The 25,733-nt window shown below is 62.6% G+C and carries 24 protein-coding genes and 2 tRNA genes; 14 read left to right on the top strand and 12 right to left on the bottom strand.

Translation table 11 applies throughout. The features are described from left to right. Positions 1–230 precede the first annotated feature (230 nt). Positions 231–1,214: an ArsA family ATPase gene (locus AB7C87_RS14210; RefSeq protein ID WP_369730138.1), complete on the top strand. Its 984-nt coding sequence runs from the start codon at positions 231–233 to the stop codon at positions 1,212–1,214. Positions 1,215–1,281: 67 nt separating this feature from the next. Here AB7C87_RS14210 and AB7C87_RS14205 read toward each other — a convergent pair whose 3' ends face one another. The 3 genes from AB7C87_RS14205 to AB7C87_RS14195 all read right to left on the bottom strand — a co-directional run bounded on the left by AB7C87_RS14205 (position 1,282) and on the right by AB7C87_RS14195 (position 4,557). Then, entirely contained in the window at positions 1,282–2,079 is a 798-nt protein-coding gene (locus AB7C87_RS14205; protein WP_369730137.1) for an ABC transporter permease, read from the bottom strand. After that, the gene (locus tag AB7C87_RS14200; RefSeq protein ID WP_369730136.1) at positions 2,079–3,101 is read right to left on the bottom strand and encodes an ABC transporter ATP-binding protein; all 1,023 of its coding nucleotides are present in this window, start codon (positions 3,099–3,101) and stop codon (positions 2,079–2,081) included. Before AB7C87_RS14200 ends, AB7C87_RS14205 begins: the two co-directional genes overlap by 1 nt. A gap of 238 nt (positions 3,102–3,339) precedes the next feature. After that, the gene (locus AB7C87_RS14195) at positions 3,340–4,557 is read right to left on the bottom strand and encodes a site-2 protease family protein (protein ID WP_369730135.1); all 1,218 of its coding nucleotides are present in this window, start codon (positions 4,555–4,557) and stop codon (positions 3,340–3,342) included. Positions 4,558–4,956: 399 nt separating this feature from the next. Here AB7C87_RS14195 and AB7C87_RS14190 point away from each other — a divergent pair, with 399 nt between their 5' ends. After that, positions 4,957–5,193 (top strand): MarR family transcriptional regulator, encoded by a 237-nt coding sequence (locus AB7C87_RS14190; RefSeq protein ID WP_369730134.1) that lies wholly within the window; start codon positions 4,957–4,959, stop codon positions 5,191–5,193. Positions 5,194–5,358: 165 nt separating this feature from the next. Continuing rightward, the gene (locus tag AB7C87_RS14185) at positions 5,359–5,889 is read left to right on the top strand and encodes a 50S ribosomal protein L16 (protein WP_160048674.1); all 531 of its coding nucleotides are present in this window, start codon (positions 5,359–5,361) and stop codon (positions 5,887–5,889) included. A 145-nt stretch (positions 5,890–6,034) separates the two neighbouring features. On the opposite strand, the gene AB7C87_RS14180 is transcribed toward AB7C87_RS14185, so the two are convergent. Beyond that, positions 6,035–6,700 carry a hypothetical protein gene (locus tag AB7C87_RS14180; RefSeq protein WP_369730133.1) on the bottom strand — a complete coding sequence of 222 codons (666 nt, stop codon included), beginning with the start codon at positions 6,698–6,700 and terminating at the stop codon, positions 6,035–6,037. Positions 6,701–6,846: 146 nt separating this feature from the next. Here AB7C87_RS14180 and AB7C87_RS14175 point away from each other — a divergent pair, with 146 nt between their 5' ends. Then, a complete protein-coding gene (locus tag AB7C87_RS14175) occupies positions 6,847–7,725 on the top strand; it encodes an ATP-grasp domain-containing protein (RefSeq protein WP_369730131.1) in 879 nt (292 codons plus the stop codon). 200 nt (positions 7,726–7,925) lie between these two features. Here AB7C87_RS14175 and AB7C87_RS14170 read toward each other — a convergent pair whose 3' ends face one another. Together AB7C87_RS14170 and AB7C87_RS14165 are read right to left on the bottom strand one after the other, a co-directional pair. Continuing rightward, positions 7,926–8,327, bottom strand: coding sequence for an Hsp20/alpha crystallin family protein (locus AB7C87_RS14170; RefSeq protein ID WP_369730129.1), 402 nt, complete (start codon positions 8,325–8,327; stop codon positions 7,926–7,928). A gap of 50 nt (positions 8,328–8,377) precedes the next feature. After that, positions 8,378–9,445 (bottom strand): type II glyceraldehyde-3-phosphate dehydrogenase, encoded by a 1,068-nt coding sequence (locus tag AB7C87_RS14165; RefSeq protein ID WP_369730128.1) that lies wholly within the window; start codon positions 9,443–9,445, stop codon positions 8,378–8,380. Between the two features lie 262 nt (positions 9,446–9,707). On the opposite strand from AB7C87_RS14165, the gene gap reads away from it, so the two are divergent. The 4 genes from gap (at position 9,708) to AB7C87_RS14145 (ending at position 13,847) form a co-directional block, all read left to right on the top strand. Then, positions 9,708–10,781: a type I glyceraldehyde-3-phosphate dehydrogenase gene (gap, locus tag AB7C87_RS14160; protein WP_369730127.1), complete on the top strand. Its 1,074-nt coding sequence runs from the start codon at positions 9,708–9,710 to the stop codon at positions 10,779–10,781. Between the two features lie 45 nt (positions 10,782–10,826). Next, positions 10,827–12,038, top strand: coding sequence for a phosphoglycerate kinase (locus tag AB7C87_RS14155; RefSeq protein WP_369730125.1), 1,212 nt, complete (start codon positions 10,827–10,829; stop codon positions 12,036–12,038). 90 nt (positions 12,039–12,128) lie between these two features. Then, on the top strand, positions 12,129–13,073 hold the full coding sequence (locus tag AB7C87_RS14150; RefSeq protein ID WP_369730124.1) for an aminopeptidase: 945 nt from the start codon (positions 12,129–12,131) through the stop codon (positions 13,071–13,073). Positions 13,074–13,391: 318 nt separating this feature from the next. Beyond that, positions 13,392–13,847 carry a pyridoxamine 5'-phosphate oxidase family protein gene (locus tag AB7C87_RS14145; RefSeq protein ID WP_369730123.1) on the top strand — a complete coding sequence of 152 codons (456 nt, stop codon included), beginning with the start codon at positions 13,392–13,394 and terminating at the stop codon, positions 13,845–13,847. 104 nt (positions 13,848–13,951) lie between these two features. On the opposite strand, the gene AB7C87_RS14140 is transcribed toward AB7C87_RS14145, so the two are convergent. Together AB7C87_RS14140 and AB7C87_RS14135 are read right to left on the bottom strand one after the other, a co-directional pair. After that, entirely contained in the window at positions 13,952–14,782 is an 831-nt protein-coding gene (locus AB7C87_RS14140) for a class I SAM-dependent methyltransferase (protein ID WP_369730122.1), read from the bottom strand. A gap of 111 nt (positions 14,783–14,893) precedes the next feature. Further along, entirely contained in the window at positions 14,894–15,709 is an 816-nt protein-coding gene (locus AB7C87_RS14135; RefSeq protein ID WP_369730121.1) for a helix-turn-helix transcriptional regulator, read from the bottom strand. A 238-nt stretch (positions 15,710–15,947) separates the two neighbouring features. Between AB7C87_RS14135 and AB7C87_RS14130 the strand changes: the two genes are divergently transcribed. From AB7C87_RS14130 to AB7C87_RS14120, 3 genes are all read left to right on the top strand, one after another. Beyond that, positions 15,948–16,607, top strand: coding sequence for an HVO_0476 family zinc finger protein (locus AB7C87_RS14130; protein ID WP_369730120.1), 660 nt, complete (start codon positions 15,948–15,950; stop codon positions 16,605–16,607). A gap of 131 nt (positions 16,608–16,738) precedes the next feature. After that, positions 16,739–17,392: a protein-L-isoaspartate(D-aspartate) O-methyltransferase gene (locus AB7C87_RS14125; RefSeq protein WP_369730119.1), complete on the top strand. Its 654-nt coding sequence runs from the start codon at positions 16,739–16,741 to the stop codon at positions 17,390–17,392. Between the two features lie 109 nt (positions 17,393–17,501). Then, entirely contained in the window at positions 17,502–18,248 is a 747-nt protein-coding gene (locus tag AB7C87_RS14120; protein ID WP_369730118.1) for a protein-L-isoaspartate O-methyltransferase family protein, read from the top strand. Between the two features lie 130 nt (positions 18,249–18,378). On the opposite strand, the gene AB7C87_RS14115 is transcribed toward AB7C87_RS14120, so the two are convergent. The 4 genes from AB7C87_RS14115 to AB7C87_RS14100 all read right to left on the bottom strand — a co-directional run bounded on the left by AB7C87_RS14115 (position 18,379) and on the right by AB7C87_RS14100 (position 21,775). Beyond that, entirely contained in the window at positions 18,379–20,490 is a 2,112-nt protein-coding gene (locus AB7C87_RS14115; RefSeq protein WP_369730117.1) for a bacterio-opsin activator domain-containing protein, read from the bottom strand. 75 nt (positions 20,491–20,565) lie between these two features. Beyond that, entirely contained in the window at positions 20,566–20,982 is a 417-nt protein-coding gene (locus tag AB7C87_RS14110) for a group I intron-associated PD-(D/E)XK endonuclease (protein ID WP_369730116.1), read from the bottom strand. A gap of 365 nt (positions 20,983–21,347) precedes the next feature. Then, positions 21,348–21,420, bottom strand: a tRNA-Asp gene (locus AB7C87_RS14105). A 282-nt stretch (positions 21,421–21,702) separates the two neighbouring features. After that, positions 21,703–21,775, bottom strand: a tRNA-Asp gene (locus AB7C87_RS14100). Positions 21,776–22,094: 319 nt separating this feature from the next. On the opposite strand from AB7C87_RS14100, the gene AB7C87_RS14095 reads away from it, so the two are divergent. The 3 genes from AB7C87_RS14095 to rpoB are packed head-to-tail and all read left to right on the top strand — an operon-like array spanning position 22,095 to position 25,733. Beyond that, entirely contained in the window at positions 22,095–22,322 is a 228-nt protein-coding gene (locus AB7C87_RS14095) for a DNA-directed RNA polymerase subunit H (protein ID WP_369730115.1), read from the top strand. Then, complete coding sequence (locus AB7C87_RS14090; RefSeq protein ID WP_369730114.1) at positions 22,323–23,900, top strand: DNA-directed RNA polymerase subunit B''; 1,578 nt, start codon at positions 22,323–22,325, stop codon at positions 23,898–23,900. A 3-nt stretch (positions 23,901–23,903) separates the two neighbouring features. Next, positions 23,904–25,733, top strand: coding sequence for a DNA-directed RNA polymerase subunit B (rpoB, locus tag AB7C87_RS14085; RefSeq protein WP_369730113.1), 1,830 nt, complete (start codon positions 23,904–23,906; stop codon positions 25,731–25,733).

Below are 25,733 nucleotides of genomic sequence, written 5' to 3'. Positions count from 1 at the left end.
GAGGCTCGTTTCGATTCTCGGGACTCGGACGTCTAAGGCTGGTCCCTACACACGTAGTGACTGCCTGCGACTTCGTGGTGGGGCCGTCACTCCATTCACGTACACCACCGTTCGATCGGTCTGCAGTGACTTGGAGTGGCGATAGTGACGACTCCGCCGATCGATCTGGCAGTCAGGTGTGCACAGGCGTGCAAGGGCTACTATAGCTCGGAGACCCCATACTCGAGTCCATGACCGAGTGTCTCCTCTACGGCGGCAAAGGTGGCGTCGGCAAGACGACCTGCGCGGCGGCGACCGCAATCGGACTCGCCGACGCCGGTCGGCGAACGCTCGTCGTCTCGACCGACCCCGCCCACTCGCTGTCGGACTCGTTCGAAGTCGGTCTCGGGCCGGAGCCGGTCGAACTCGAGTCAGCCGTTTCCGCCGGCGAGGGAAGCCTCTGGGCCGTCGAGATCGACGCCGAGACACAACAGGAGCGTTACGAACGTATCGCGAGGGCGCTCGCGGCCGATCTCCGGAGCGCCGGCATCCGGCTCTCGGACGAGGAGGTACGACAAATCTTCGCCTCCGGAGCACCGGCCGGGAGCGACGAGATCGCCGCGCTCGACCTGTTAGTCGAGTACGTCGACGAGGGCGACTGGGACGTCGTCGTCTTCGACACCGCGCCGACGGGACACACCCTGCGGCTGTTCGACATGCCCGAGGTGATGGGGCTCGCCCTCGAGACGACCCGTTCCCTTCGAACGCAGGTTCGCCGGATCGGTACCGCCGCAAAGAGCGCGGTGCTCGGCCCGATGTCGGTAATGACCCGCTCGAGTGGCGGGACGGACGATCTCGCGGCCCTCCAGGACCGCCTCGAGCGCGCTCGGGATCTGCTGGTCGACCCCGACACGACGGCGTTCAGGGTGGTCGTGATCCCCGAACGGATGGCGATCGCGGAGTCCGAGCGATTGGTCGGCCGGCTCCGCGAGGCGGGCGTTCCGGTCGAGCGGATCGTCGTCAATCGTGTGTTCGAGAACCCCGAGGACGACTGTTCGCGCTGTCGGTCCCGGTACGAACGTCACGAACGTCGCCTCGCCGAAATTCGCGAGACGTTCCCGGATCTCGAGGTCACGACGGTGCCCGACAGTGGGGGAGAACTACGGGGACTCGAGGCGGTGCGGTCGGTCTCGACGCGACTTCCGCCGCCGACTGGCGACGCAGAATGCGGCTGATTGGCCGCGGCGTTTGACCCGCGTTGGAATCTCGAGCGCGCGGTGAGGTGGGATGATCGTCTCCGGATCAATCGGTCAACCCGTAGCCGATCTTGAACAGGTAGACGTCGATCGTCAGGACGACGGCGGTGAGCGCCGCCAGGACCCCGAGTGAGACCAGCGGCGCGATCTCGGCGTAGGCCGCCGGCGCGACCTCGAACATATCGGAGTAACCAAGCAGACCGTATCGGACGCTGTCGACCATGTAGACCATCGGATTCAACAGCGAGACGTACTGCCAGATGGGGTCGAGCATGGTCAACGAGTAAAAGACCGCGCCGAAAAACACCAGCGGTCGGAGGATGAACTGGTTCATGACGGTCAGATCGTCGAAATCTCGAGCGACGAGCCCGCCGATGATTCCGAGCCCCGCGAAGAGGGCGGCGATGACGACCATCGTGGCGACGAGAAAGAGCCCGTTCGCGATAGTGATCGGGACGAACAGGCGGCCGATGACGGCGATGATGACGCCGACGATCAACCCGCGAACCGCGCTCGCGCCGACGTAGGCGAACACCATCTCGGCGTAGGAAAGCGGCGAGGTGAGCGTCTCGTGGATGTACTCGTTCCACCGCCCGTGGAAGATCGAGAACGACGCGTTCTCGAAAGCGTTCGAAATGGTTCCCAACACGACGAGCCCCGGAACCAGAAAGAGGATGTAGCCGATGCCGGGAACGGGTTCGTCGATCCGCCCGCCGAGGATGAGCCCGAAGACGGCGAAGTAGAGCACGTTCGTGATCGCCGGCGGCATGAACGTGTTCTTCGGGCGACGGACGAAACGCAAGAGTTCGCGTCGGAACAACGCACGAAAACCGACCGACAGCATCAGGCGACCCCCTCCTGCTCGCGCTTTCGATCGTGATCCGTTTCCGGCCTCTCGCCGTCAGCGCCCGACCCGCCCGACTCCGACGCCGACGACCGCGTCACCGTCCGATCCTCGCTTCTGGTGAGGTCGACGAAGATCTCCTCGAGTGAGGTCCGCGAAATCTCGAGATCGGCGATCTCGTGGCCCATCGCCTCGAGGTCGCTGAGCAACTGCGGTGCGGTCGAGCCGCCATCGCCGACGCGAACCTCGAGTCGGTCGCCGGAGAGCGTCGCTTCCTGGGCGTAGCCGTCGAGGTCGGGAACGACGGCGGGCGGCGACTCGAGGCGGACCGAGATCGTGTCGGTTCCCCGCGTCTTCAGTTCGTCCGGCGTCGCGACGGTCACCTTTCGGCCCTCGTTGACGATCGCGACGCGGTCACAGAGGCGTTCGGCTTCCTCGATATAGTGGGTGGTAAGCAGGATCGTCGTCCCCTCCTCGTTGAGTTCGGTCACCAGTTCCCAGAGGTCGTGTCGAAGCTGGACGTCGACGCCGGCGGTCGGCTCGTCGAGAATCAGAAGATCCGGATCGGTGACCAGCGCCCGCGCGAGCAACAACCGGCGTTTCATCCCGCCGGAGAGCCAGTCGAACCGTTCGTTTCGCTTGTCGTAGATCCCGACTCGCTTCAATACCTCGTCGGCGCGTTCTGCGGCTTCGTCTTCCGGAATCCCGTGGTAGCCGGCCTTGTGCATCAACACCTCGCGGATGGGGAAAAATCGGTCGACGTTGAACTCCTGGGGGGCGAGCCCGATCGCGTCGCGGGCCTGCTGGTACTCGGTTTCGACGTCGTAGCCGAACACCTCCGCCTCGCCGCCCGTCTTGCGGACGAGGCCAACCAGCGTGTTGATAAACGTCGTCTTCCCCGCCCCGTTGGGGCCGAGGAGACCGAAGAACTCCCCTTCCTCGACGGTCAACGACAGCTCCTGGAGGGCGCGCAGATCGCCGTACTCCTTGACGAGATCCGTCGTCTCGATGGCCGGTGGCATCGGCGAATCTTCGGCCCCGGTTGCGGTTAAGAATGTTGGTATCGGCACTCGAGGCGGCCGTTCCGCACCGTTTTCCCGGCCCGAGCGGACGTCGCTCGCTCGCGGCCGCCGTGGATCGATCTGATCGCGGACGTTCGACGCCGACAGTGGAATCGTCATACGGTCTGCTGTAACGATGTACCGGTGCAATCGAACGACGACTCGCGGTTGCACCGTCAATGACTGACAGTAGTCCGTATCAGTCCGCGGCCGGCGGCTGGCCCGCCGGATTGATCGCGCCGCTTTTCTGGACGATGTCGAAGGCGGTCATCAGGTCGGATCGCGAGATGATGCCGACGAGGTCGCCGGGCTCCCCGCTCGAGGCCTCGGTAGCGGTCCTCGGGCCCTCGACGACGAGCAATCGGCCGATATTGTCCTCGCGCATACGTTCGATCGCAGTCATCGCGTCCGAGTCGGGCGTGATCGTCTTCAGATCCGTCGTCATCACGTCCTCGACCGTGTACGCGTCCCGTTCGACCGGATCGATCTCTCGAGCGTCGGACAGCGTGACGAGACCGATCAACCGCTCGTCACCGAACGAGTCGCTCTCGACGACGGGGTAGCCGGTGTGGCGCTCGGTGAACATCCGCTGAAACAGTTCCGCGATGGTCGTTCTGGGGGAGACGGTATCGAGGCCGGAGACCGGAGTCATAATATCGGCGACGGTGACGTCCTGAAACGCGGCTTTCATCGTCACCTGCTGGGCTTCACTCGAAGCCGCGATGTAGACGAAGAAGGCGACGCCGATGAGGATGATGTTGAACTGTGCGAGGAGCCCGAACAGACCCATGAGGATCGCCAGGAACTTTCCGATGGTCGCGGCCTGCTGGGTGGCTTTCGCGTACGGCTTCGAGCGGGCGAGAAACGCACGGAGCACCCGGCCGCCGTCCATCGGGAACGCAGGCAACATGTTGAACCCCGCGAGGGCGACGTTGAGGACGGCCAGATACGCGAGGACGAACCGCACGCCGTCCAGGCTCGCCGGAGTCACGAGAAACAGCGCGTAGGAGACGACGCCGACGAGCACGGAGACGATCGGCCCGGCGATGGCGATGGTGAACTCTTGACGCCAGTCTTCGGGCATCTCGGAGAGCGCGGCGACGCCCCCGAACAGCCACAGCGTGATCGAGTCGATCGGAAACCCGTATCGCTGGGCCGTCAGCGAGTGGCCGAGTTCGTGGAGGATGACGCCGACGAACAGCCCGATCGCCGCGGCCAACCCGAGTATCCACGGCATCGGCCCCTCGGTGACGGCACCCACGTCGATTCCCGCATCGAGTGTCAGGTTCATGACCTCGGCGACCGCCCCGAGCTGTATCCCGATGAGATACGCGAACAACGGGAGAACCAGTAAGAACGTGAGATCGAGTTTGATCGGGATCCCGAACAGCGACCCGATCCGGAAACTCCGTATCATGCCAGTTCATTCCGGTGGAACGACCTTAAGCGCGCCGCCGATTTGCTGCCTCGAGAGCGCCATTCGACGATCTTTTCGGCCGTATTATAACACTTAATACATCCTCGAGTCGCCAGGTTATACACCATCGATCGTATAGATTTCCTGTTCGCCATCGAAGAATTTCCTGCTCGAGTCATCGATCGAACCAACTGTAACGTCAACGACCGCAGACGGTATCGATCGAAAGCAACGGCCCAGTATCCGTTTACAGGGTTCAAATTACAACCTCTCGGACTCTCCGAGCGACACACGGTACGTGAGACCAGATATCAAGACATATAGTCCCAATAGTATCGATTAGATAATATTCACCCACCACACCATAGATTTATACAGATATTCGGCATCGTCCGTACTATGTTGGAACAGCAACCTTCGACCGAACGGATCGACACCCTTCCGACCGACATCGAGTCCCCGCAGGGGAAACTCGTCTATCTCTACCTCGAGGCCGCCGACGGCGCGACGGTCGACGATCTCAACCTGGCGCTGGCGATGAACAAGATGTCGGTGTTGAGCGTCCTCGATACGCTCTCGAGTCAGGGTCTCGTCGAGAAAAACGGCGGCGAGTACACGGTCGGCATCGGCCGGTGAAAGCGACCACGCGCTTTTGTTCTTCCGAACACGCTTCCAGACGCGGCCAGCCGACCGTTCCCTCGAGAGGTGCCATCTGCCCCGTCTCGCGGTCTTCGATCCGAATCCGTGGTTCGAAGGCTTTATCCGCTCGGTAGGCTTCCGTTTTCGTAAGTAATCACAACCATGTCCGATAAACCTGCCTCGATGTACCGGGACATCAGTAAGCCGGCCTACACGCGCCGCGAGTACATTACTGGAATCCCCGGTTCGAAGATCGCACAGCACAAGATGGGCGACATCCGTGCCGAGCCCGACGACTACCCGGTTCAGATCAGCCTCGTCACCGAAGAAGAGGTTCAGATTCGCCACGGATCGCTCGAGGCCTCGCGCCTGTCGGCCAACCGCCACATGCTCAAAAACGCCGGCGAGGGCAACTACAAGATGATCCTGCGCAAGTTCCCCCACCACGTCATCCGGGAGAACAAGCAGGCGACCGGCGCGGGTGCAGACCGTGTCTCCGACGGAATGCGTCAGTCGTTCGGCAAGATCGTTGGCACGGCCGCACGAATCGACAAGGGCGACCGAATCTTTACGATCTGGTGTGACGTCGACGACGCCGACTTCGCCAAGGAGGCGTTCCGCCGTGCCTACAACAAGATCACGCCGCCGTGTCGCATCGTCGTCGAGAAAGGCGAAGAGCAACTCATCGCCTGAGCCGAGAGCCGTCTCGAGCGAACGGACACGTTTCTGTCGTCACAGACGCCGAGAGCCGTCTCGAGCGAACGGACTGTCAGGCTCCCCGCTCTACCGTCGTGGGGCTCTCCTCTCAAAACAGATTCCAGTTGGTCGCGAGGACCGCTCAGAACGATTGACATTCCATCTCCGGAGGGTCGATCGGGTCGATCTCCCCCCAGGAGTGGTAGTCGATGGTGCCGGCCTCGATCTCGATGCGACGGAGATAGCCCGTTTCGGTGCTCACGTAGTAGGTGATCGTTTCACTCTCGTCGATTTCGAAGACGTACATCTCCTCGCCGTCGATCGTGTCAGTGCCGACCGCCTCGACGTTGGCGTGTTCCCCGGCGCGATCCTCGTGGTTCTCGACGTAAGCGTTTTCACTCGGACCTGCGTCTTCCGCGGGGTCTGCCTCCGGTGCAGGGTTTTTCATACACATCTCATCGGTGACGACGTAGTCGTCGCCGTCGACGAGGTACGTCTCCATCACCCGGCCGTCCACCGTCATCTCCTGATAGTAATCTCCCTGGTAAAAGCGGCCGTTCATTTCGACCTCCCCCTCGGTGCCGTCGAGTTCACTGAAACGCATCGTTATCGCATACGAGTTCGCGAACTCGATGTCGCCGAATGTCGTCTCGCCGACACTGGCTGCGCCGTTGGCCCCACCCGCGGAGTCGTCGGCGCTTTCGGCCCCGGCTCCGTCGTCGCTACTGCCGTTTCCACCGTCTGCAGCTGAGTCGTCGTCCAGACAGCCCGCCACCACACCGAGGGAGACGCCGACAGAGAGCTGCATCCACCGTCGTCTCGTAACATTCCCTTCCATGAGAAACTCTTCCGAGCCAACCGACCTAAGTTTCATCTTACCTCGTGGTAACGTCGACGGTTACGTGGAGGTACCTTCTCCGACACTGTATTTTACCCTCGCTGCGACACTCGAGTATGATCGATCTGGCGGTCGCCAACGCCCAGGAGACGTTCCAGCGGATGTCGAAACCGCTCGAGGAGCGGGGCATTCGCGTCCACCACGTGCCCGCGAGCGAACGCGTCGTCGCACTCGACGATCCGCCCTGGTCGCCGGCGGAGTACGACGTCGGCTTCGTCTACCCCGGCCGGCTGATGGAAGGGGGCGTCGCCGACGCCCTCCTCGAGATTCCGTGGCTGAACGATCACGAGGCGGTGCTCACCTCGCGGAACAAAGCCGAGGTGCTTACGCGCCTCGGCGGAGTCGGTCTGCCGGTCCCGACGTCGGTCTACGTCTCGAACGACGTCGCGGAGAACGAACTGATCGGGGCGTTCGAGCGATTCGAGCCGCCCGTCGTGATCAAACCGAACTCCACGACGCGCGGCGTCGGCGTCGCGAAGGCTCACGATCTGGACTCGTTTCTCGGCATCTGCGATTACCTCTCGTTGGCCCACGACTACCGGGCGACCGGCGACCGATCCTTCCTCGTCCAGGAGTACCTCCCGAACGCGGTCGACTATCGGGTGATGGTGTTAGACGGCGAGTACGTCGGTGCGGTCGAGCGACGGCTCCCCGAGGCGGCGGTCGGGGAGGGCCAGTGGAAACACAACGTCCATCGAGGGGCCGACGCCCGCGGCGTCGAGTTGCCCGCATCACATATAGAGCTAGCCGAGGCGGTCGCCGCCGAACTCGAGATCCCGTTTCTGGGCGTCGACGTACTCGAGACCGAGGATCGACTCGTCGTCAACGAAACGAACGCACGACCGACGATCGACGAGGCGACGAAGTACGAGCCCGGGTTTTACGACCGGCTCGCGGACGCGATCCGATCGACGGCGGACCGATCACCTCGGTAGCTCGTCCATTCGATGCGCTACACGACCGTCTCGCGGCGTTCGGTAGACGGCCCTCTCATACGGTTTACTGTCAGTCATTCCGGCGCAACCGCCCCACGAGTCGCGGTTGCGCCGGTACATCGTTACAGAATCCGTATCAGATCGGCGGCCAGGCTCGTCACGGTTGGGTGACAAAAACGGCTGTGACCGCGACGGTCGAGTTATTCGAGGCTGATATCGGACGATTCTTCGGCGGGCTCGAAGACGACCTCGAGGACGCCGTTGTTGTACGTCGCCGAGGCGGTGTGTTCGTTGACCCGCTGGGGTAGGGAGATCCGTTCGTCGTACTGGTGGTGGTCGCTACCGGCGGAGATCGTCAGCGTCTTGCCGTCACACTCGAGGTCGATGTGTTCTTTCTCGACGCCGGGGAGGTCGGCGACGACGCGAAGTTCGCTGTCCGTTTCGTGGATGTCGACGTGGGTGTCCATTCCGAAGCCGTTCTCGACGGTGTTTGTAGAATCGAAGTTGACGTTCGCGTCCGCTCCGTTCATCATCTCGTTCATCATCCGTTCGATCTCGCGAAAGAGGTCGTCGAACGGTTCGTCGCGGTCGTCTCGTCGCATGGGTGTGGGTAAGGAGGGGAGGTGCAAAAACTTTCCCCGCGCGAAAGCGGTCAGTCTGCCGTCTGTCGGTCGAGCGTCCGACCGTCGCGTCCGTCGAGTCGGCCGAATCCGATGCCGAGCGTCTCGTTCGTCAGCGAGCGACTTTCGGGCCCGGTGAGGTGTCCCGAGAGCGCCCGGATCGCGTCGATATTTTCGGGAACGACGTCGGACTCCTGGTGGATCGCCTGCATACAGTAGAGATCCCGCCCCTGGAGGGTGAGCGACTCCTCCCAGACGCAGTTCTCCCAGATGTCGCCGCGGGGACGGCCGGCGTCGAGCGCGAAGTCTTTGAGCGTCCCCGCGCCGTCGATGCCGGCGTACTCGGGGATCGTGAGGATGCGATCCTCGGATCGGAGTCGATCGCGAACCTCGGTGACGTCGTCGGGTTCGTCCTCGAGGGTGACGTTGACGGTGTGGACGTGCATCATCGTCGTCGGTACTTTCAGTCCGATCGTATCGATCTCGAGTTCCGGGAACACGGTCTGGACGTCGGGGCCGTGGTGTGAGGGGATCGAAACCGGATCCGGAACCGCGTCGTTGATCGGTCCTCGCCCGGTCTGATCCGGATCGCCGCCGCGGCGAACCAGCGTCACGCGGGCCTTCTCGATGCCGTAGTTCTCATAGAGTGGTGCGAGAAACCGGGAGAGCCCGGTCGTGTTACAGGAGACGACGCGGACGTAGTCGGCGTCTTCGGCCTCGTCGTAGTTCGCACGGGCGTTAAAGCTCACTTCGGCGACGGTCGCGTCCTCGCCGCCCTGGAAGAGCGCGGGGGTATCGTGGCGTTCGTAGAGCGGGCGATTCTCGGCACCGACCCCCGACGGGGTCGCGTCGACCACGACGTCGCTTTTAGCGACGAGTTCGTCGACCGAGCCGGCGAGATCGATGCCTGCCGCGTCGAACTCGTGAACGCGACCGTCGTCGGCGGCGTAGACGGGGTATCCAGCTTCGGTCGCACCGATGGCGACGTAATCCGGACTGCGTTTCGCGACGCCACAGACCTCCATATCGGGCTGTGCACGGACCGCATCGGCGACGCGTTTGCCGATGGTTCCGTATCCGTTGACTCCGACCCGTATCATACGATTCACCCTCCACCGTCGACGCCCATAACCGTTTCGCAAAAATATTACAGATGTTAACTCGAAATTGAGTAACTCGAGAAAAACCGACAGAGGGCGACAGGGATATTTACCCAATAATAGGTATATGGATATATTTGTATTGTGCCATTAATTCGTTACCGCCGCGCTGTGTTCCCGGTTTTGAACCGTCCGTGTGTAACGTTCATCAACGTTTTGGATTGGGCAACAAATTTAACGCCGGAGATTGTAGAACTCGTATATGAGTGAACATTCTTACGAGGGAGAGAACGGAGAGGGGAACTCGTTGCGTATCGGTCTCAACGGCTTCGGACGGATCGGACGCAACGTGCTTCGCGCATCGCTCGAGTACGACGGCGTCGAGATCGTCGCGATCAACGACGTGATGGCCGACGACGACATGGAGTATCTGCTCCAGTACGATTCCGTCCACGGCCGACTCGAGGACGTCTCCCGGAACGACGACGTCCTCACGGTCGGCGACCACGAGATTCGGTTGCTCTCCGAGCGCGATCCCACCGACCTGCCGTGGGACGAACTCGACGTCGACGTCGCGTTCGAGGCGACCGGCCTGTTCCGGACGCACGACGACGCCGCCCAGCATCTCGAGGCCGGCGCCGAGAAGGTGATCATCTCCGCGCCGCCGAAAGGCGACAAAGAGGTCCAGACAATCGTCTACGGCGTCAACCACGACGAGTACGAGGACGCCGACGTCGTCTCGAACGCCTCCTGTACCACGAACAGCGTCGCGCCGGTCGTCAAGGTCCTAGACGAGGAGTTCGGCATCGAGTCCGGCCTCCTGACGACTGTCCACGCCTACACCGGCACGCAGAACCTGATCGACGGCCCGCTGGGCAAGCGCCGCCGCGGTCGCGCCGCCGCCGAGAACATCATCCCCACCTCGACCGGCGCCGCCATCGCCACCACCGAAGTGCTCCCCCAACTCGAGGGCAAACTCGACGGGATGGCGATGCGCGTTCCCGTGCCCAACGGCTCGATCACCGACCTCACCGTCGACCTCGCGTCCGACGTCTCCGAGGAGGAACTCGCCGAGGCGTTCCGCGAGGCCGCCGACGGCGAACTCGCCGGCGTCCTCGGCTACACCGACGAGGAGATCGTCTCCCGTGACATCGTCGGCCTTCCGTTTTCCTCTTACGTCGACCTCGAGTCGACGATGTCTCTCGACGGTGGCCTCGTGAAGATCCTCACCTGGTACGACAACGAGTTCGGCTTCTCGAACCGGATGCTCGACCTCGCGACGTACATCGCCGCCGAATCCGAGGACGTCGGCCCCGAGGAAGCGCTCGCTCACTAACTCGTTCTTTCACGTTTAAGCGATTCGATACACCAGTTATTCACAATGACGACGTTCCAGACCGTAGACGACCTCGAGCCCGACCAGCGACTGCTCGTTCGCATCGATATCAACGCCCCCGTAGAAGACGGGGTCGTCCAGGACAACCGCCGGTTCGCCCGTCACGCCGAGACGATCGCCGAACTACTCGAAAACGACCACGCCGTCGCCGTCCTCGCCCACCAGGGACGACCCGGCCGGGAGACGTTCGTCCCCCTCGAGGGCCACGCCGACATCCTCGCCGACCACCTCGAACGCGAGGTCGGCTACGTCGCCGACACCTTCGGCGAGGACGCCCTCGCGGCGATCGACGCCCTCGAGTCGGGTGACGTGCTCGTCCTCGAGAACGTCCGGATGTGCGAGGAAGAACTGCCCGAGGAAGAACCCGAGGTCAAAGCGGAGACGGAGTTCGTTCAGACACTGAGACCCGAGTTCGACGCCTACGTCAACGACGCCTACTCGGCCGCCCACCGCTCGCACGCCTCGCTGGTCGGCTTCCCGCTCGTCATGGACGCCTACGCGGGCCGCGTGATGGAAGCCGAGTACACCGCGAACTCGGCGATCCGGGAGCGGGAGTTCGACGGCACGGTCACGATGGCGCTGGGCGGGACCAAAGCCGAGGACCTCATCCCCGTCATCGAACGGGTCGACGACACCGTCGATCGGTTCTGTCTGGGCGGCATCGTCGGCGAACTCTTCTTGCGCGCCGACGGTCAGGACGTCGGCTACGACGTCGGCGGCACCGACTTTTTCGACCACCAGTGGGAGAATCATCGGGAGACGATCGAGCGCGTCCTCGCCGAGTACGGCGACCGACTCCTGCTCGCCGAGGACCTCGCCTACGAGGACAGCAAGGGAGATCGGGCCGAGGAAACCGTCGAGGAAATCGAGAAGGACACCTCCTACCTCGACGTCGGCTCCGAAACGGCCGACCGGTACGCCGACCTCGTCCGCGACTCGGAGGCCGTCTTCGTCAAGGGCGCACTCGGCGTCTTCGAGGACGAACGCTTCGCCGACGGCACCGTCGAGGTGCTCTCGGCGATCGCCGACACCGACTGCTTCTCCGTCGTCGGCGGCGGCGACACCTCCCGTGCGATCGGGATGTACGGCCTCGACGAGGAGGAGTTCTCGCACGTCTCGGTCGCCGGCGGCGCCTACGTCCGCGCACTCACCGGCGACGCACTCGTCGGCGTCGACGTCCTCGAGCGAGCGGCCTGACCGTCGCCAAAGGCGCCCCGATACGCTGGAGAGTGCGGACCTCGCGAATCGAAGGGAAGACCTTTCGTTCGCCCTCACCGATGTGCGCGTATGTCCGAACTCAGAGCCGCCGCCGAGACGGCCGTCCGGGAGTGTCTCGAACTCGCACCCGAAGAGTCCTGCGTCGTGGTCACCGACGACGACCGCGAGCCGATCGGCGAGGCACTGTACGAGGTCGCCGGCGAGATCACTGACGACGCCACCGTGATCCGCTACCCGCCGGGCGAACAACACGGTGGCGAACCCCCCGCGCCCGTCGCCGCGGCCCTGCAGGGGGCCGACGCCTTCCTCGCGCCGACGACGAAGAGCCTGAGCCACACCCGGGCACGCTCCGACGCGACCGACGGCGGCGCTCGCGGCGCGACGCTCCCGGGGATCACCGACGAAGTGTTCGTCGCCGGACTCGACGCCGATTACGACCGAATCAGCCAGGAGTGCGAGCGAACGCTCGAGCGGGTGGCCGGTGCCGACGAGATCCGTGTCACGACCGACCGCGGCACCGATATCACGTTCGAACTGGGCGAACGCGAGTGGTTCGACGACACGGGCGACGTAAGCGAACCCGGCTCGTTCTCGAATCTCCCGGCCGGCGAGGTGTTCGTCAGCCCCGAATCCGCCGACGGCACCTACGTCGTCGACGGCACGATGCGCCCCCACGGCCTGCTCGACGGACGGGAACTCGAGTTCGTCGTCGAGGACGGTTACGTCACCGAAATCTCTGACGACGAGATCCGCCAACAGGTCGAAGCGGGTGCACAAGAAGTCGGCGACGCGGCCTATAACCTCGCCGAGCTCGGTATCGGGACGAACGTCGGCGTTACCGAACTCGTCGGCTCCGTCCTGTTGGACGAGAAGGCCGCGGGAACGGTCCACATCGCCATCGGCGACAACGCCGGCATCGGCGGTGAGACCGACGCACCCCTTCACCTAGACGGCATTATCCGCAATCCACAGGTGTTCGTCGACGGCGAGGAACTCGAGTTGCCGGAGGCCTGATACGGTCTGCTGTCAGTCAGTTCCGGTGCGACCGCGACCCGTCCTGCGGTCCCACCGGTACATCGTTACAGCAAACCGTATGAGGACGTCGTATTCACGGAGTTGATTCGACCGGCTCTTCGACGAAGAGCACCATCGGGAGAGATACGAAGAGCACGGCCGGGAGAGACGCTTGCTGATTGCCGGCGAACCTGGCAGTTGTCATCGGTGTTCGATTCGCTATGTCAGTTACCGTCACTCGGGCAACCGAATTCGTTCTGTGTAACCGATCTCGGTGGCGGGTGAATCATTTTACTCCTTCGTAGCGAACCATACGGTATGGTCGAGTTTCGCGGCCCGTGGACCGGTGACGACGTTGAAACCTTTCTTCAGGACGCGAAGATTCCAGTTCGCCTTGCCACTCGAAAACCGGACGGATCGCTCTGGATCGTCGCCCTCTGGTATCGCTACCGCGACGGATACCTCGAGTGTGCGACCGAAGCAAACGCTCACCTCCTGCAGTTTCTTCGCTCCAACTCGGGCGTCGGGTTCGACGTCTCGACGAACGAAATTCCATACCGCGGCGTGCGGGGGACTGGAACAGCGACGCTCACAGCAGACGAGGATTCGGCTGTGCTACGGGCACTCATCGAACGGTATCTCGGCGGAACGGATTCAGCCCTCGCACAACAGCTTCTCGACGACGACCGAGAGGAGGTTCGAATTCTGATCGAGCCCGATCAGTTCTATAGCTGGGATTTCTCCGAGCGAATGCGTGACGTTTCTCGATCGTAGCTATTAGTTGACACTCCACTCGAAACGACCGATGAGATGACCCTGGTAAGCCAGTTGCCCCGACCGAAGCGATCGTGAAGCGATTTCGAATCGCCGGCGAGCGGTTACGTCGCCTCTTCGGCCGTCACGACGTACGATTCCATCGGTGCGACCATTCCGTCGTCGTCGCGATACGTGTCTAGTGCACCCTCGAGCGCCTGAATCAGTTCGTTCCGGACCGCTGGTTCGAGCGCGGCGACCGAGTCGGCGACTGGCGAACTCGCCGCCTCACGACGGAGGAACTCCGCAACCGACGGGTATCGAACCGACCCGATCTCGATGGTAATCGAGACGTCGTCGAACCCAGCCTCCAGAACGAGCGATCGGAGGTCCTCCCCATCCCATGTCGGGAACGGAGAGCGCATCACCGTCCCGGCTTCCGCTCCAACGTGTCGCTCTACGGCGTCGGCTAACGCCACGTACGCAGGCTGGTACTCGAGGGGGCGCCAGACGCTCAGTGCCGGACGTCCATCCGACGTGAGAACCCGACGCATCTCCTCGAGTGCCACGACGGGGTCGTCGAAGAACTGGAGAGCTTGTTGACAGCAGACGACGTCGAACCTCTCGTCCGGGAACGGGAGATCGGTCGCGTCTCCCGCTTGCCACTCGATCGACGGCTGGCTGTCCGCGGCGGTTTCGTTCGCCACTGCGAGCATTCTCTCGTTGACGTCGAGTCCCGCGACGGATCCGCTATCGCCGACCGACGACGACACGCGACGCGCTACGATACCGGTCCCGCAGGCGACGTCCAGAACTCGGTCTCCCTCGGTGACGCCGCCGGTTTCGACGAGTCGGTCCGCCCAAGACGCGAAAATCGACGGCACTAGATATCGTTCGTAGGCTTCGGACGCGTTCTGTTCGACCTGCCAACCAGTTTGAGGAGTGGGGTTGCTCACGTGCGTTCACCACGAGAGCACGGACGCCGTGAGCGGACGTATAAATGTCTAGTGAAATATTTCACGGCGTGAAAGCGTGGTCCTCAGGGCCGGTTCGAGTCAGCGCGTCGATCAGTGAACCGACTCGACCGAGCGGAGGTCGTCTGCGGCGAGCGGGCGAGCATCGTCTCGAAACTCGTCGTAGTACGACTCCGCCCATGCACGCGTCTCGTCGCTCGCGGTGTCGACCAGCGACTGTAACGTTCTCGTCTCCGGATCGTAACAGCAGAGACAGACCCGTTCGTCGAACAGACAGACACCACACCGATCGTCGAGCGGAAGCTCGTCGTGTAACAAGACGGAGTAGTTGGCGCGCGTCGCCGTCTCCACGACAGTCTCTTCGTCCCACGAGAGCAGTTCCTCGAAAACGGTAGGCGGGTAGATGTATTCACACTCGAGGCCGTCTGTGATGTGATCGAAAAACGGCTCCAGATTTCCCGACTTGAGCATCACCATCCCGAATCCGCGGACCGTCTCGGTCTCTCTTATCAGTTCCGTAAGCCGATCGACGGGTTCGTACGGATATCCGGGTCCCGGTTGGGAGACCACCGCATCGGTGAACGATCCAACGCGGAATCCGTCGGTCTCGCGTGGCAGCCACGGCCAGACTTCCCGGAGTCGTCGCTGGTGGGCCATCGCGTCTCTGAACTCCTCGAACTGGGAGATCACGAACTCGCCTAACTCCGTTAACTGATACGTCCGTCCATCCCGTTCGATCCAGCGACGATCCTGAAAATCGGAGAGGATCCGCCCCATCGTCGGGGAGGATGCACCAGTTGCTGTACGCAGATCGTCCCGATCACACGAACTCCTGGCCAGTGTCGAGAGGACCCCGACGCGGTGGGTCGAACTGACGAGGAACTCGATGTCGTCGTGTGTCCCGTCCATGGTTGTGGTATGTGTTGGCACGCAATAATCGTGTGGTGGAAATGCTACCGGGCGATCTCGATCGTACGAACGTTCAGTGACGACGATAGTCTCTGCAGGAGACACCCACCGTATTACTGGTGGACATGACAAGGGGTAGATATCGAAAACGCGTGGTTGCAATCCACGTTCGTTAGCGCCCGTTCTCGCCGGCGCCCGGTTCAATCGTCTTTTACGCGCGTAGCGTCTACGGCGTGGTATGACTGATATTCCGGACCGCGTTCCGACGCCCTGTCCGTCGTGTTCGCCGGACCTCGAGACGGTCCACGAGGTGCTGACGACGAGCGAGGGTGGCGGCACCGTCACCGTCCGTTGTAGCGAGTGTGGCCACGTCCACAAGGTCCAACCCGAACGGACCCGCGAGGTCACCCTCGACGTCGTCGTCTCCCAGGAGGGCGAATCGTTCACCGCGAACGTCACCATCCCCGAGGAGGAGACACTCGAAGTCGGCGACGAGTTCATCTTAGAGACCCAAGAAGTGCTGTCGACCGTGCGCGTCACCAGCCTCGAGTTGGGTCAACAACGGCGGACCGAGGAAGCCGTCGCCGACGAAATCGAAACCGTCTGGAGCCGCGAGGTCGACAACGTCGCGGTCAACGTCACCGTCCACCCCCAGGACGGCTCGAGAGACGACAGCCGCTCGATCACGGTCTACGTTCCCGGCGACTACGAGTTCGAAGTCGGTGCGGTCGAAAGCTTCGGCGACGACGAGTTCGAGATCGACGCCGCCGTCGTCCGCGGCGACGCCACGGGCTACCATCGCGACCGCTACGAGGTGGAGGGCGATACGGTCTTCGCGAAAGACACCAAACGAGTCTACGCCTACGACGAGACGACCAGCGCCTGGTCGGCCTGGTAGTCGTTTTCCTCCCTCCGTCGGTTCCTGCGCACTCGCCCACTCGGTACGCGAACGCTACCACGAGAACCGGAACGCTCGAGTCCACCGAACGCCCCCCACAGCCTTTTGTCGGGGGAAGAGTAGCCACTGACATGTTCGATCGGTTCGGCTCCGACGACGTCGACGACCACGAGGCCGCCCGTGAGCGGATGGTCGAGACGGTCGCCCACCGCATCGACGACGGTCGGGTGCTCGAGGCGCTCGAGGCGATTCCTCGCCACGAGTTCGTTCCAGAGAACCACAGAGAGAGCGCCTACGCGGATCGCCCGTTGCCGATCGGCGACGGACAGACCATCAGCGCGCCACACATGGTCGCGATCATGGCCGACACACTCGCCGTCGAAGCCGGCGACGAGGTCCTCGAGATCGGCACCGGCTGTGGCTACCACGCCGCCGTGACGGCCGAGATCGTCGGCTCCGAGAACGTCTACAGCGTCGAGTACGGCGAGGAACTCGCCGACCGGGCCCGAGAGACGCTCGCCGAAATCGGCTACGGAGACGTCTCGATTCGGACCGGCGACGGCCACAACGGCTGGGACGGACACGCGCCGTACGACGCCGCGTACGCCACCTGCGCGGCGGCCGCCTTTCCTTCTCCCGTCGTCTCTCAGGTGCGCGCCGGCGGCGAAGTGCTCGCACCGATCGGCCAGGCGCGCCAAACGCTCGTCCACGCGACGAAACGAGAGGACGGCTCGCTCGAGCGAACCGAACACGGCGGCGTCCGGTTCGTCCGGATGCGCGAGTGAGAACTTGGGCGGTGGTCCTGACTCCGATCGCTTCGACGGCGACTGGACCGCGACCGACCGCCGTTCGAGCAAGCGCGCCATTGATACCGGCAGAGCGGATACCTCGAATATGGACCCTGCGGTACTGCGAGCGGATATGGTCGACGGCCTCGAGTCCCCGCCCAAGGAAGTCCTCGAAGACGACGCCGTCGCCGCCGCGATGTGTACGGTCCCCCGCCACGAGTTCGTCGGCGACGAGCGAACCGCCTACGCCGACCGCGAACACGACGTCCGCGGCACTCGCGCGCTCGCACCGAGTACGGTGGCTCGACTGTTCGAAGCCCTCTCGCCCGAAGACGACGACACCGTCCTGATCGTCGGCGTCGGCGTCGGCTACACGGCCGCAATCGCCGCCGAACTCGTCGGAGAGACGAACGTCCACGCGGTCGACATCGCGCGGCCGCTCGTCTTCGACGCACGAACCAACCTCTCCGAGGCCGGCTACGACGGCGTTCTCGTCGATTGCAGGGACGGTGCCAGCGGTCTCCCTGAGTACGCGCCGTTCGATCGCATCCTGCTCGAGGCCGCCGCGATCAGGCCGCCGCGTGCGCTGTTCGATCAACTCGCCGACGGCGGTCGACTGGTCTTTCCCTGTGGAACACACCGACAACGACTCGAGGCGGTCTCGAGCGACGGCAAACGAGACCGGTTCGACGCCGTCTCGTTCGATCCGCTTCTGGTCGACGGCGAACAACACGGAGCCGTCGAGCGAAATCGCACCGCTCGTGAGGATCGAGAACACGCGGATCGAAACGCACGATCACGACGCGGCTGGGAGCACGAGTGGATCGAGTGGGAGACGTCTCTGGGGGAGTAACGTTCGGAAAGTGGGGGTGGGGGGATTGGGGGTGGCGACAGTCTATCGCAGATCGCCGTCTCATCGTAGCGCCCGACAAGGATTAAATATACCCTTTATCTGTTTAGCAACCTCAAAATGAGAACTCTAATTATTTAGTGTCAGAGTCGAACACTAACGAGACGAGCGTCCGTTCCGCCGCGCGGAGGTGGTAGTGGTAGGTGGGTGAAGAGATCTCGAGCGCGTCGGCGATGTCCTCTCCGGTGGACTCTCGCGGCCACTCGAAGAACCCGCTGTAGTGTGCGGCTTGCAGGGCTTCGAACTGTTTGCCGGTCAGTAGATCCTCGAGTTGGGTATCGAGTCGACCCACCGTTTGCGTGCTCGTCGTCTCGCGGCGAGCGACCAGTTCCGTTTCGGGATGTGCCGCTTCGATCGCCTCGATTACGGACCGTGCTTCGACGCCCTGTGGAAGCTCGAGGACGAGCGTCGACGTTCCGCCGTCGGCCGTCGCTGCACGCAATCGCGCATCGTACGTCCGCAACACGGAAAGAAGCGGCGAGGACGTAATCGTCACCTCGTGGAGAGACCGGTGATCGCCCTCGGAGACGACCGAGGTCGTTTCGATCGACGCCCGCTGGTCTTCGAGTTCGGCCAGCTCCGTCGCCGACGGGGCACCAACGAACGCGACGACCGTCTCACCCCTGTCGATCAGCCCCTCGAGCGTGATCCGTTCGCCGGCGATCGACGAGAGCCGGTTGAACAGCAGTCGCGAATCGTGACACTCGAGTTCGATCTCGAGGCGGCTATCGGTGAGCATCGCACGCGTCCGCTCGACCATTCGAATCGCGTGGCCGATCGTCTCCCCGAGTTCGGCGAACACTTCGCGCTCGCTTTCGGCGATCGAATCGACGCCGCTGACGTGGACGAGCAACACGCCGTAGCGCCGTTCGTCGTCGACCAGCGGGACTGCAAGCACGGTCTGATAGCCGTACGTTAGCGCTTCCGTTCGACGCCGGTCCCAGCCATCGGCCTCGAGGACGTTCCCGACGACCCGAACCTCCTCTAGCTCGAGCGTCTCGCCAACCAGATTCGTCTCCGGTGCCCGCTCCCCATCGCTTCGGATTCGGTCGACGTACGCCGCTTCGATGCCAGCCCACTCCGCCGGTTCCGGCGGTTCGCTCTCGCTGTCGGCGATCCAGGCGAATCGGTATCGCTCCGTATCGGCGAGCCGTTCACAGACCGTTCGCTCGATCTCGGCGCGCGTCGAAGCTCGCGTCACGCCCTGGTTGATCTCCCTGATCACCTCGTTGATATGATTCAGTCGAGTCAGCTCCTCGTTTTGCTGTGCCAGCGTTCGATCGTGTTCGCGTACCAGCTCCTCGCGCTCGGCACGGTCGAGTGCGGCCTCGGTGTTCGCCCCCAAAATGTGTACCAGTTCCGTCATCGTCTCGTCGAAGCCGTCGCCGTCTTCGGCCCCCGCGACCAACACGCCGTGTGATCCCAGCGGCTCGATTAGTTCGCTTCGACAGTACGATTCCGTCGTCACTCCGTCAGCCCCCCGCAGATCGTCGTAGTAGACGCTTTCGCCCGCCGAAAACGCATCCCAGACGCGCCCATCGCCGCGTTCGAACGTCGACGTCGCATCCACGAGTTCCCGTCCCGTTTCCGCCGAGGAAACGTGCTCGAGAACACCCTCGTTCGGGTCGAACACGTACGCCGCCGCCACGGCGACGTCGAGGATTTTCGCCGCCGTTTCGACCGTCTCCCGATAGATCTCGGTTTTCGTTCCGGCCCGCATCAGATTTCGGGTCGTCTCGTGGAGCGTCGCCAACGTCCGCTCGTATCGTCGCTTGTTCTCGCGAAGCTCGATCTCGGTCCGGTACTGCGAGACGGCGTTCGAGATCTGATTCGCCAGCAACGTGTACTGTTCGCCCCCGGTTCCCTTCTGGAGATACTGGGTCACACCCGCGGCGATCGCCTCGCTCGCGACGTCCTCCGACCCCCGCCCGGTAAAGAGAATAAATGGGAGTTCTGGATCGATCGATCGAATCCGCTCTAACAGCTCGATCCCGCTCCGTTCCGGCATCTCGTAATCGCTGACGATGCAATCGATCTCCCGGCCGTCGAACACCTCGAGCGCCTCGTCCGCACTCGTCGCGGGCACCGAGACGATCGACTCCTGTTCTCGCTCGAGCATTTCGCCGGCCAACTCCGCGAAGCCAGGTTCGTTATCGACGACGAGGACGGTGATCGAGGTGGTCATTGTGGTGGTCTGCTCTCGAGAGACCGATACTCGATCGAATACTAAATGATTAGTGCTCTACGAGTCGTATGCTACTCACTTCGGAATATCGCCGGTGAACTCGTACGTGTCCGCCCAGTTTATCGACGGGTGATCGATCTCGGACCCGAATCGCAACTCCATCTTCTGGTCGTTCGCATCGGCCGCGTCGATCCAGTAAAACGTCTCCTCGCGCGGATAGTGTACGAAAAACGCGTCTATCTCACCACGGTAGGTTTCCTCGTGGTACGCCCCGTTTTTCGTCGTCTGGGAGTGCGTGTTAAATCGAATCGTCCGCTCCTTGTTCGACCAGGCAGTCTTACACTGGAGCCGGTAGAGTCGAGCGCTGTCGTCGACGACGAGATCGTACCTGTCGTTGTCCCCGAAGGGGATCGATACACTGTATCCGTTCGCGACGAGTTTCGAAACCGCCCTTGCCTCAGTTTCGTCACCGATGTCCTTCGAGTTGCGCATGCTGATCGTGGACCCGTTTTCAGTGAAAAAGTCGAGGACGACCGACGCAACAGCGTATCGAGGGACACTCGAGGGATCGAGAGAACGCTCAGAGCGGGATTTTGAACTGGAGGAAAACGGTCAGTCTCGCTCCGCTCGACTGCTGCGATTTCCAGGCTTCAAATCCCTCGTTAGCGTTTCGCGCCGTCGTCGTTCGCTCGTTCACGAATTGACGCCAGCAGAAAGCGCCTGGAGCGGGATTTGAACCACCCGAACGCGCTCACTACGTTCGCTCGTTCCGTCGTTCAAGTCCCCGTTGTGGTTCTCTCGATTTCAGCGGTCACTCGGCGCAGAGGCTCCTCGCTCAGGAGGCGAAATCGAGAGAACGCCCGGAGCGGGATTTGAACCCGCGTCACAACCGTGACAGGGTTGTATGATGGGCCACTACACCATCCGGGCTTGCAACCCAGCGTTTCCCGGTGACGGTATTAAGGGTTTTGCTCTGCTCGTCTCATAGCACTCGAGACAGTCAGTTGAATTACAGATGTCACTCCTCTCGAAGACGGCTCCGCTCCGGGCTCACTCACCGGTAGACCCCGTTGCTCGAGATTCAGTTTCGGAAAAACGCCCGGAGCGGGATTTAAACCACCCGAACGTCGCTCAAATCCCCGTTGTGGTTCTCTCGATTTCAGCGTTCGCTCGTCGCGGAGGCCCCTCGCTCAGGAGGTGAAATCGAGAGAACGCCCGGAGCGGGATTTGAACCCGCGTCACAACCGTGACAGGGTTGTATGATAGGCCACTACACCATCCGGGCTCGCAACTCAAGGTTTCCCGGTCGCAGTATTAAGACTTTCCAATCGAGGGCCGTGTGGTACGGTGAATCGGGCCACGACGCCAGCGGTTCGACCACGGACCATGTCACACATTCACACGACCCACAAGGAATTTAACCGAGAATCGGGTACTGCTACGTGTGATCGGCACTCCCGGTCAGGGACGCCCGGTCGGTTAGCCCCGCTTCTGGCCCGAGTTAGTAACCGTTAAATGCGTGCCACCGTTAACACCCTGTAGTATCTCGTGACAGCCACTTCTCTCCCAATAGCCCGCAGGCACATCGACACTCACACCGACACATGGTAGACGTAAGCCAACACGAACTCGTTCCGGAGCACACCGTCATCGAGGAGGAGGTCCTCGAGGGGGTGCTCGCGGAGTACGACATCGACCGCACAGACCTTCCCAAAATCAAACGCACCGACTCCGCGCTTCCGGACGACGCGGAGGTCGGCGACGTCATCAAGATCGTTCGCAACTCACGGACGACCGACCAGGCAGTCGTATACCGACTCGTGGTGGAATAAATGGCAATAGAACTCGACCGCGACAAACGACGGGACATTTCGCGCGAATACTTCTCGAGGGAACGGCTCGCAGAACACCATTATCGATCGTTCAACGCCTTCCTCAACCGAGGAATGCAGGAGGTCGTCGACGAGAAGGAGACGATCGACACGGATATCGGCGATAAAGAAGGCGAAGAGCCAGTTCACGTCGAGCTCGGGGACGTACGCGTCGTCACGCCACGCGTCCGCGAGGCCGACGGCTCCGAGGAACTGCTGTACCCCCAGGAAGCCCGCCTCCGGAACATCACCTACTCCGCGCCGGTGTTCATGGAGATGTCCATCGTCAAAGGCGAGGAAGGCGACGAACGGGTCGTCGACTCGACAGAGACGAAGATCGGGCGGATGCCGATCATGGTCGGCTCCGAGAAGTGTAACATCGCCGGCTTCTCCGACGAGGAACTCATCGAGATCGGTGAGGACCCCGCCGATCCCGGCGGCTACTTCATCGTCAACGGCTCCGAACGAGTGTTGATGACCAGCGAGGACCTCGCGCCGAACAAAATCCTCGCCGAGTACGACACCAAGTACGGCGACGAAATCCAGGTCGCCAAAACGTTCTCCCAGCGCCGTGGCTACCGCGCGCTGGTGCTGTGTGAACGAACACGTGACGGCCTACTCGAGGTCTCGTTCCCCTCCGTCTCCGGCAGTATCAATTTCGTCACGCTCGTGCGTGCGTTGGGCCTCGAATCGGACGAGGAGATCGTCCACAAGGTCTCGAACGACCCCGAGGTCGTCAAGTACATGCTCGAGAACTTAGAGGAAGCCGAGGTGCAGACCGAAGAAGGGGCCATCGAGGCACTAGGCAAGCGCGTCGCCTCCGGACAGGGGAAGAACTACCAGCTCAAGCGGGCGAACTACGTCATCGACCGCTACCTCCTCCCACACCTTCACGAGGAAGGCGTCGACGAGGAGGACGTCCGGATCAACAAGGCCCACTACCTCTGTCGGATGGCCGAGGCCTGTTTCGAACTCGCACTGGGCCGGCGCGAGGCCGACGACAAGGACCACTACGCCAACAAGCGCCTGAAGGTCAGCGGCGACCTGATGAAAGACCTGTTCCGGACCGCGCTGAACAAGCTCGCACGGGACGTCAAGTACCAACTCGAGCGTGCGAACATGCGAAACCGGACGCTGTCGGTTTCGACCGTCGTCCGTTCGGACGTGCTCACCGAACGACTCGAGCACCCGATCGCGACGGGCAACTGGGTCGGCGGCCGCTCCGGCGTCTCGCAACTGGTCGACCGGACCGACTTCATGGGTGTGCTTTCACACCTGCGCCGACTGCGCTCGCCGCTTTCGCGCTCGCAACCGCACTTCGAGGCACGGGATCTCCACGCGACCCAGTGGGGTCGCATCTGTCCCTCGGAGACGCCCGAGGGGCCAAACTGTGGGTTGGTGAAGAACTTCGCACAGGCGATGGAGCTCTCCCAGAACGTCGAGGACGAACAGGCCCTGAAACGGGAACTCGCCTCGATGGGGGTACAGGGCATTCCGGGTATCGAGGGAATCGAACGATCGACGCCAGCAGACGACTAAATCATGAGCAGCCAACAACGAGAAGCCAAAGTGTACGTCAACGGGTCGCTGGTGGGGACCCATCCCGATCCGCACGAACTCGCAGAACAGATCCGCGAAGCGCGTCGCATCGGCGACGTCAGCGAGATGGTCAACGTCTCGGTCAAAGACCGCACGCGCGAGGTAATCGTCAACGCCGACGCGGGTCGCGCACGCCGCCCGCTTTTGGTCGTCGAAAACGGCGAACCACGCATCTCCGAGGCCGAGATCGAAGCGGTTCGCGACGACGACCTCGAGTTCGAGGACCTCGTCTCTCACGGCTACATCGAGTTCATCGACGCCGAGGAGGAAGAGGATATCTACGTGGCGGTCGAGGAGGACGACCTGAACGAGAAACACACCCACCTCGAGATCGACCCGCAACTCATCTTCGGGATCGGTGCGGGGATGATTCCCTACCCCGAGCACAACGCCAGTCCGCGGATTACGATGGGGGCGGGGATGATCAAGCAGTCGCTGGGGCTTCCGAGTGCGAACTACCGTATCCGGCCGGATACGCGCCAGCACTTGCTTCACTATCCGCAGCTCTCGATGGTCAAGACCCAGACGACCGAGCAGATCGGCTTCGACGACCGACCGGCCGCCCAGAACTTCGTCGTCGCCGTGATGAGCTACGAGGGGTTCAACATCGAGGACGCCCTCGTCATGAACAAGGCGTCGGTCGAGCGCGCGCTCGCGCGATCTCATTTCTTCCGGACGTACGAGGGCGAGGAGCGACGCTACCCCGGCGGCCAAGAGGACCGCTTCGAGATTCCGAGTCAAGACGTCCGCGGGGCCCGCGGCGAGGAGGCGTACTCTCATCTCGACGAAGACGGCCTCGTCAACCCGGAGACGACGGTCGACGAGAACTCCGTCCTGCTCGGGAAGACGAGCCCGCCGCGGTTCTTAGAAGAACCCGACGACATGGGCGGTTTATCGCCCCAGAAACGCCGCGAAACGTCCGTGACGATGCGCTCCGGTGAGTCCGGGGTCGTCGACACCGTCACGCTGATGGAAGGCGAGGACGGCTCGAAGCTCTCGAAGGTCTCCGTGCGCGACGAGCGTATCCCCGAACTCGGGGACAAGTTCGCGTCCCGGCACGGACAGAAGGGGGTCGTCGGCCACCTGGCACCCCAGGAGGACATGCCCTTTACCGAGGAAGGCGTCGTTCCCGACCTCGTGCTCAACCCCCACGCCCTGCCCTCGCGGATGACCGTCGGGCACATCCTCGAGATGATCGGCGGCAAACTCGGTGCGATGGAGGGTCGGCGGGTCGACGGCACGCCGTTCCTCGGCGAGGACGAGGACGAACTCCGCAAGGGACTCGAGGCCAACGGCTTCGACTCGGCGGGCAAAGAGACGATGTACTCGGGAGTCACGGGTGAGAAGATCGAGGCCGAGATCTTTGTCGGGATCATCTTCTACCAGAAGCTCTACCACATGGTCTCGAACAAGCTCCACGCCCGCTCGCGCGGGCCGGTACAGGTACTCACCCGCCAGCCGACCGAGGGTCGCGCCCGCGAGGGCGGACTCCGTATCGGGGAGATGGAACGCGACGTGTTCATCGGCCACGGCGCGGCGATGACGCTGAAAGAACGGCTGGTCGACGAATCCGACCGCGAAGAGGTGTACATCTCGGCCGAAACCGGCATGATCGCGGTTCAGGACGTCAATCAGCGCCGTGTCTACGACCAGCTCACTGGCGACGAAAGCGACATCCACCGCGTCGAAATTAGCTACGCGTTCAAACTGTTGCTAGACGAGATGATGGCACTCGGCATTCGACCACGGCTCAACCTCAAGGACGCAGTCTAA

Origin of the sequence: Natrarchaeobius versutus, assembly GCF_041205745.1 — an archaeon.
Lineage (GTDB): Archaea > Halobacteriota > Halobacteria > Halobacteriales > Natrialbaceae > Natrarchaeobius > Natrarchaeobius versutus.
This window is presented reverse-complemented; position numbering and strand designations above follow the sequence as displayed.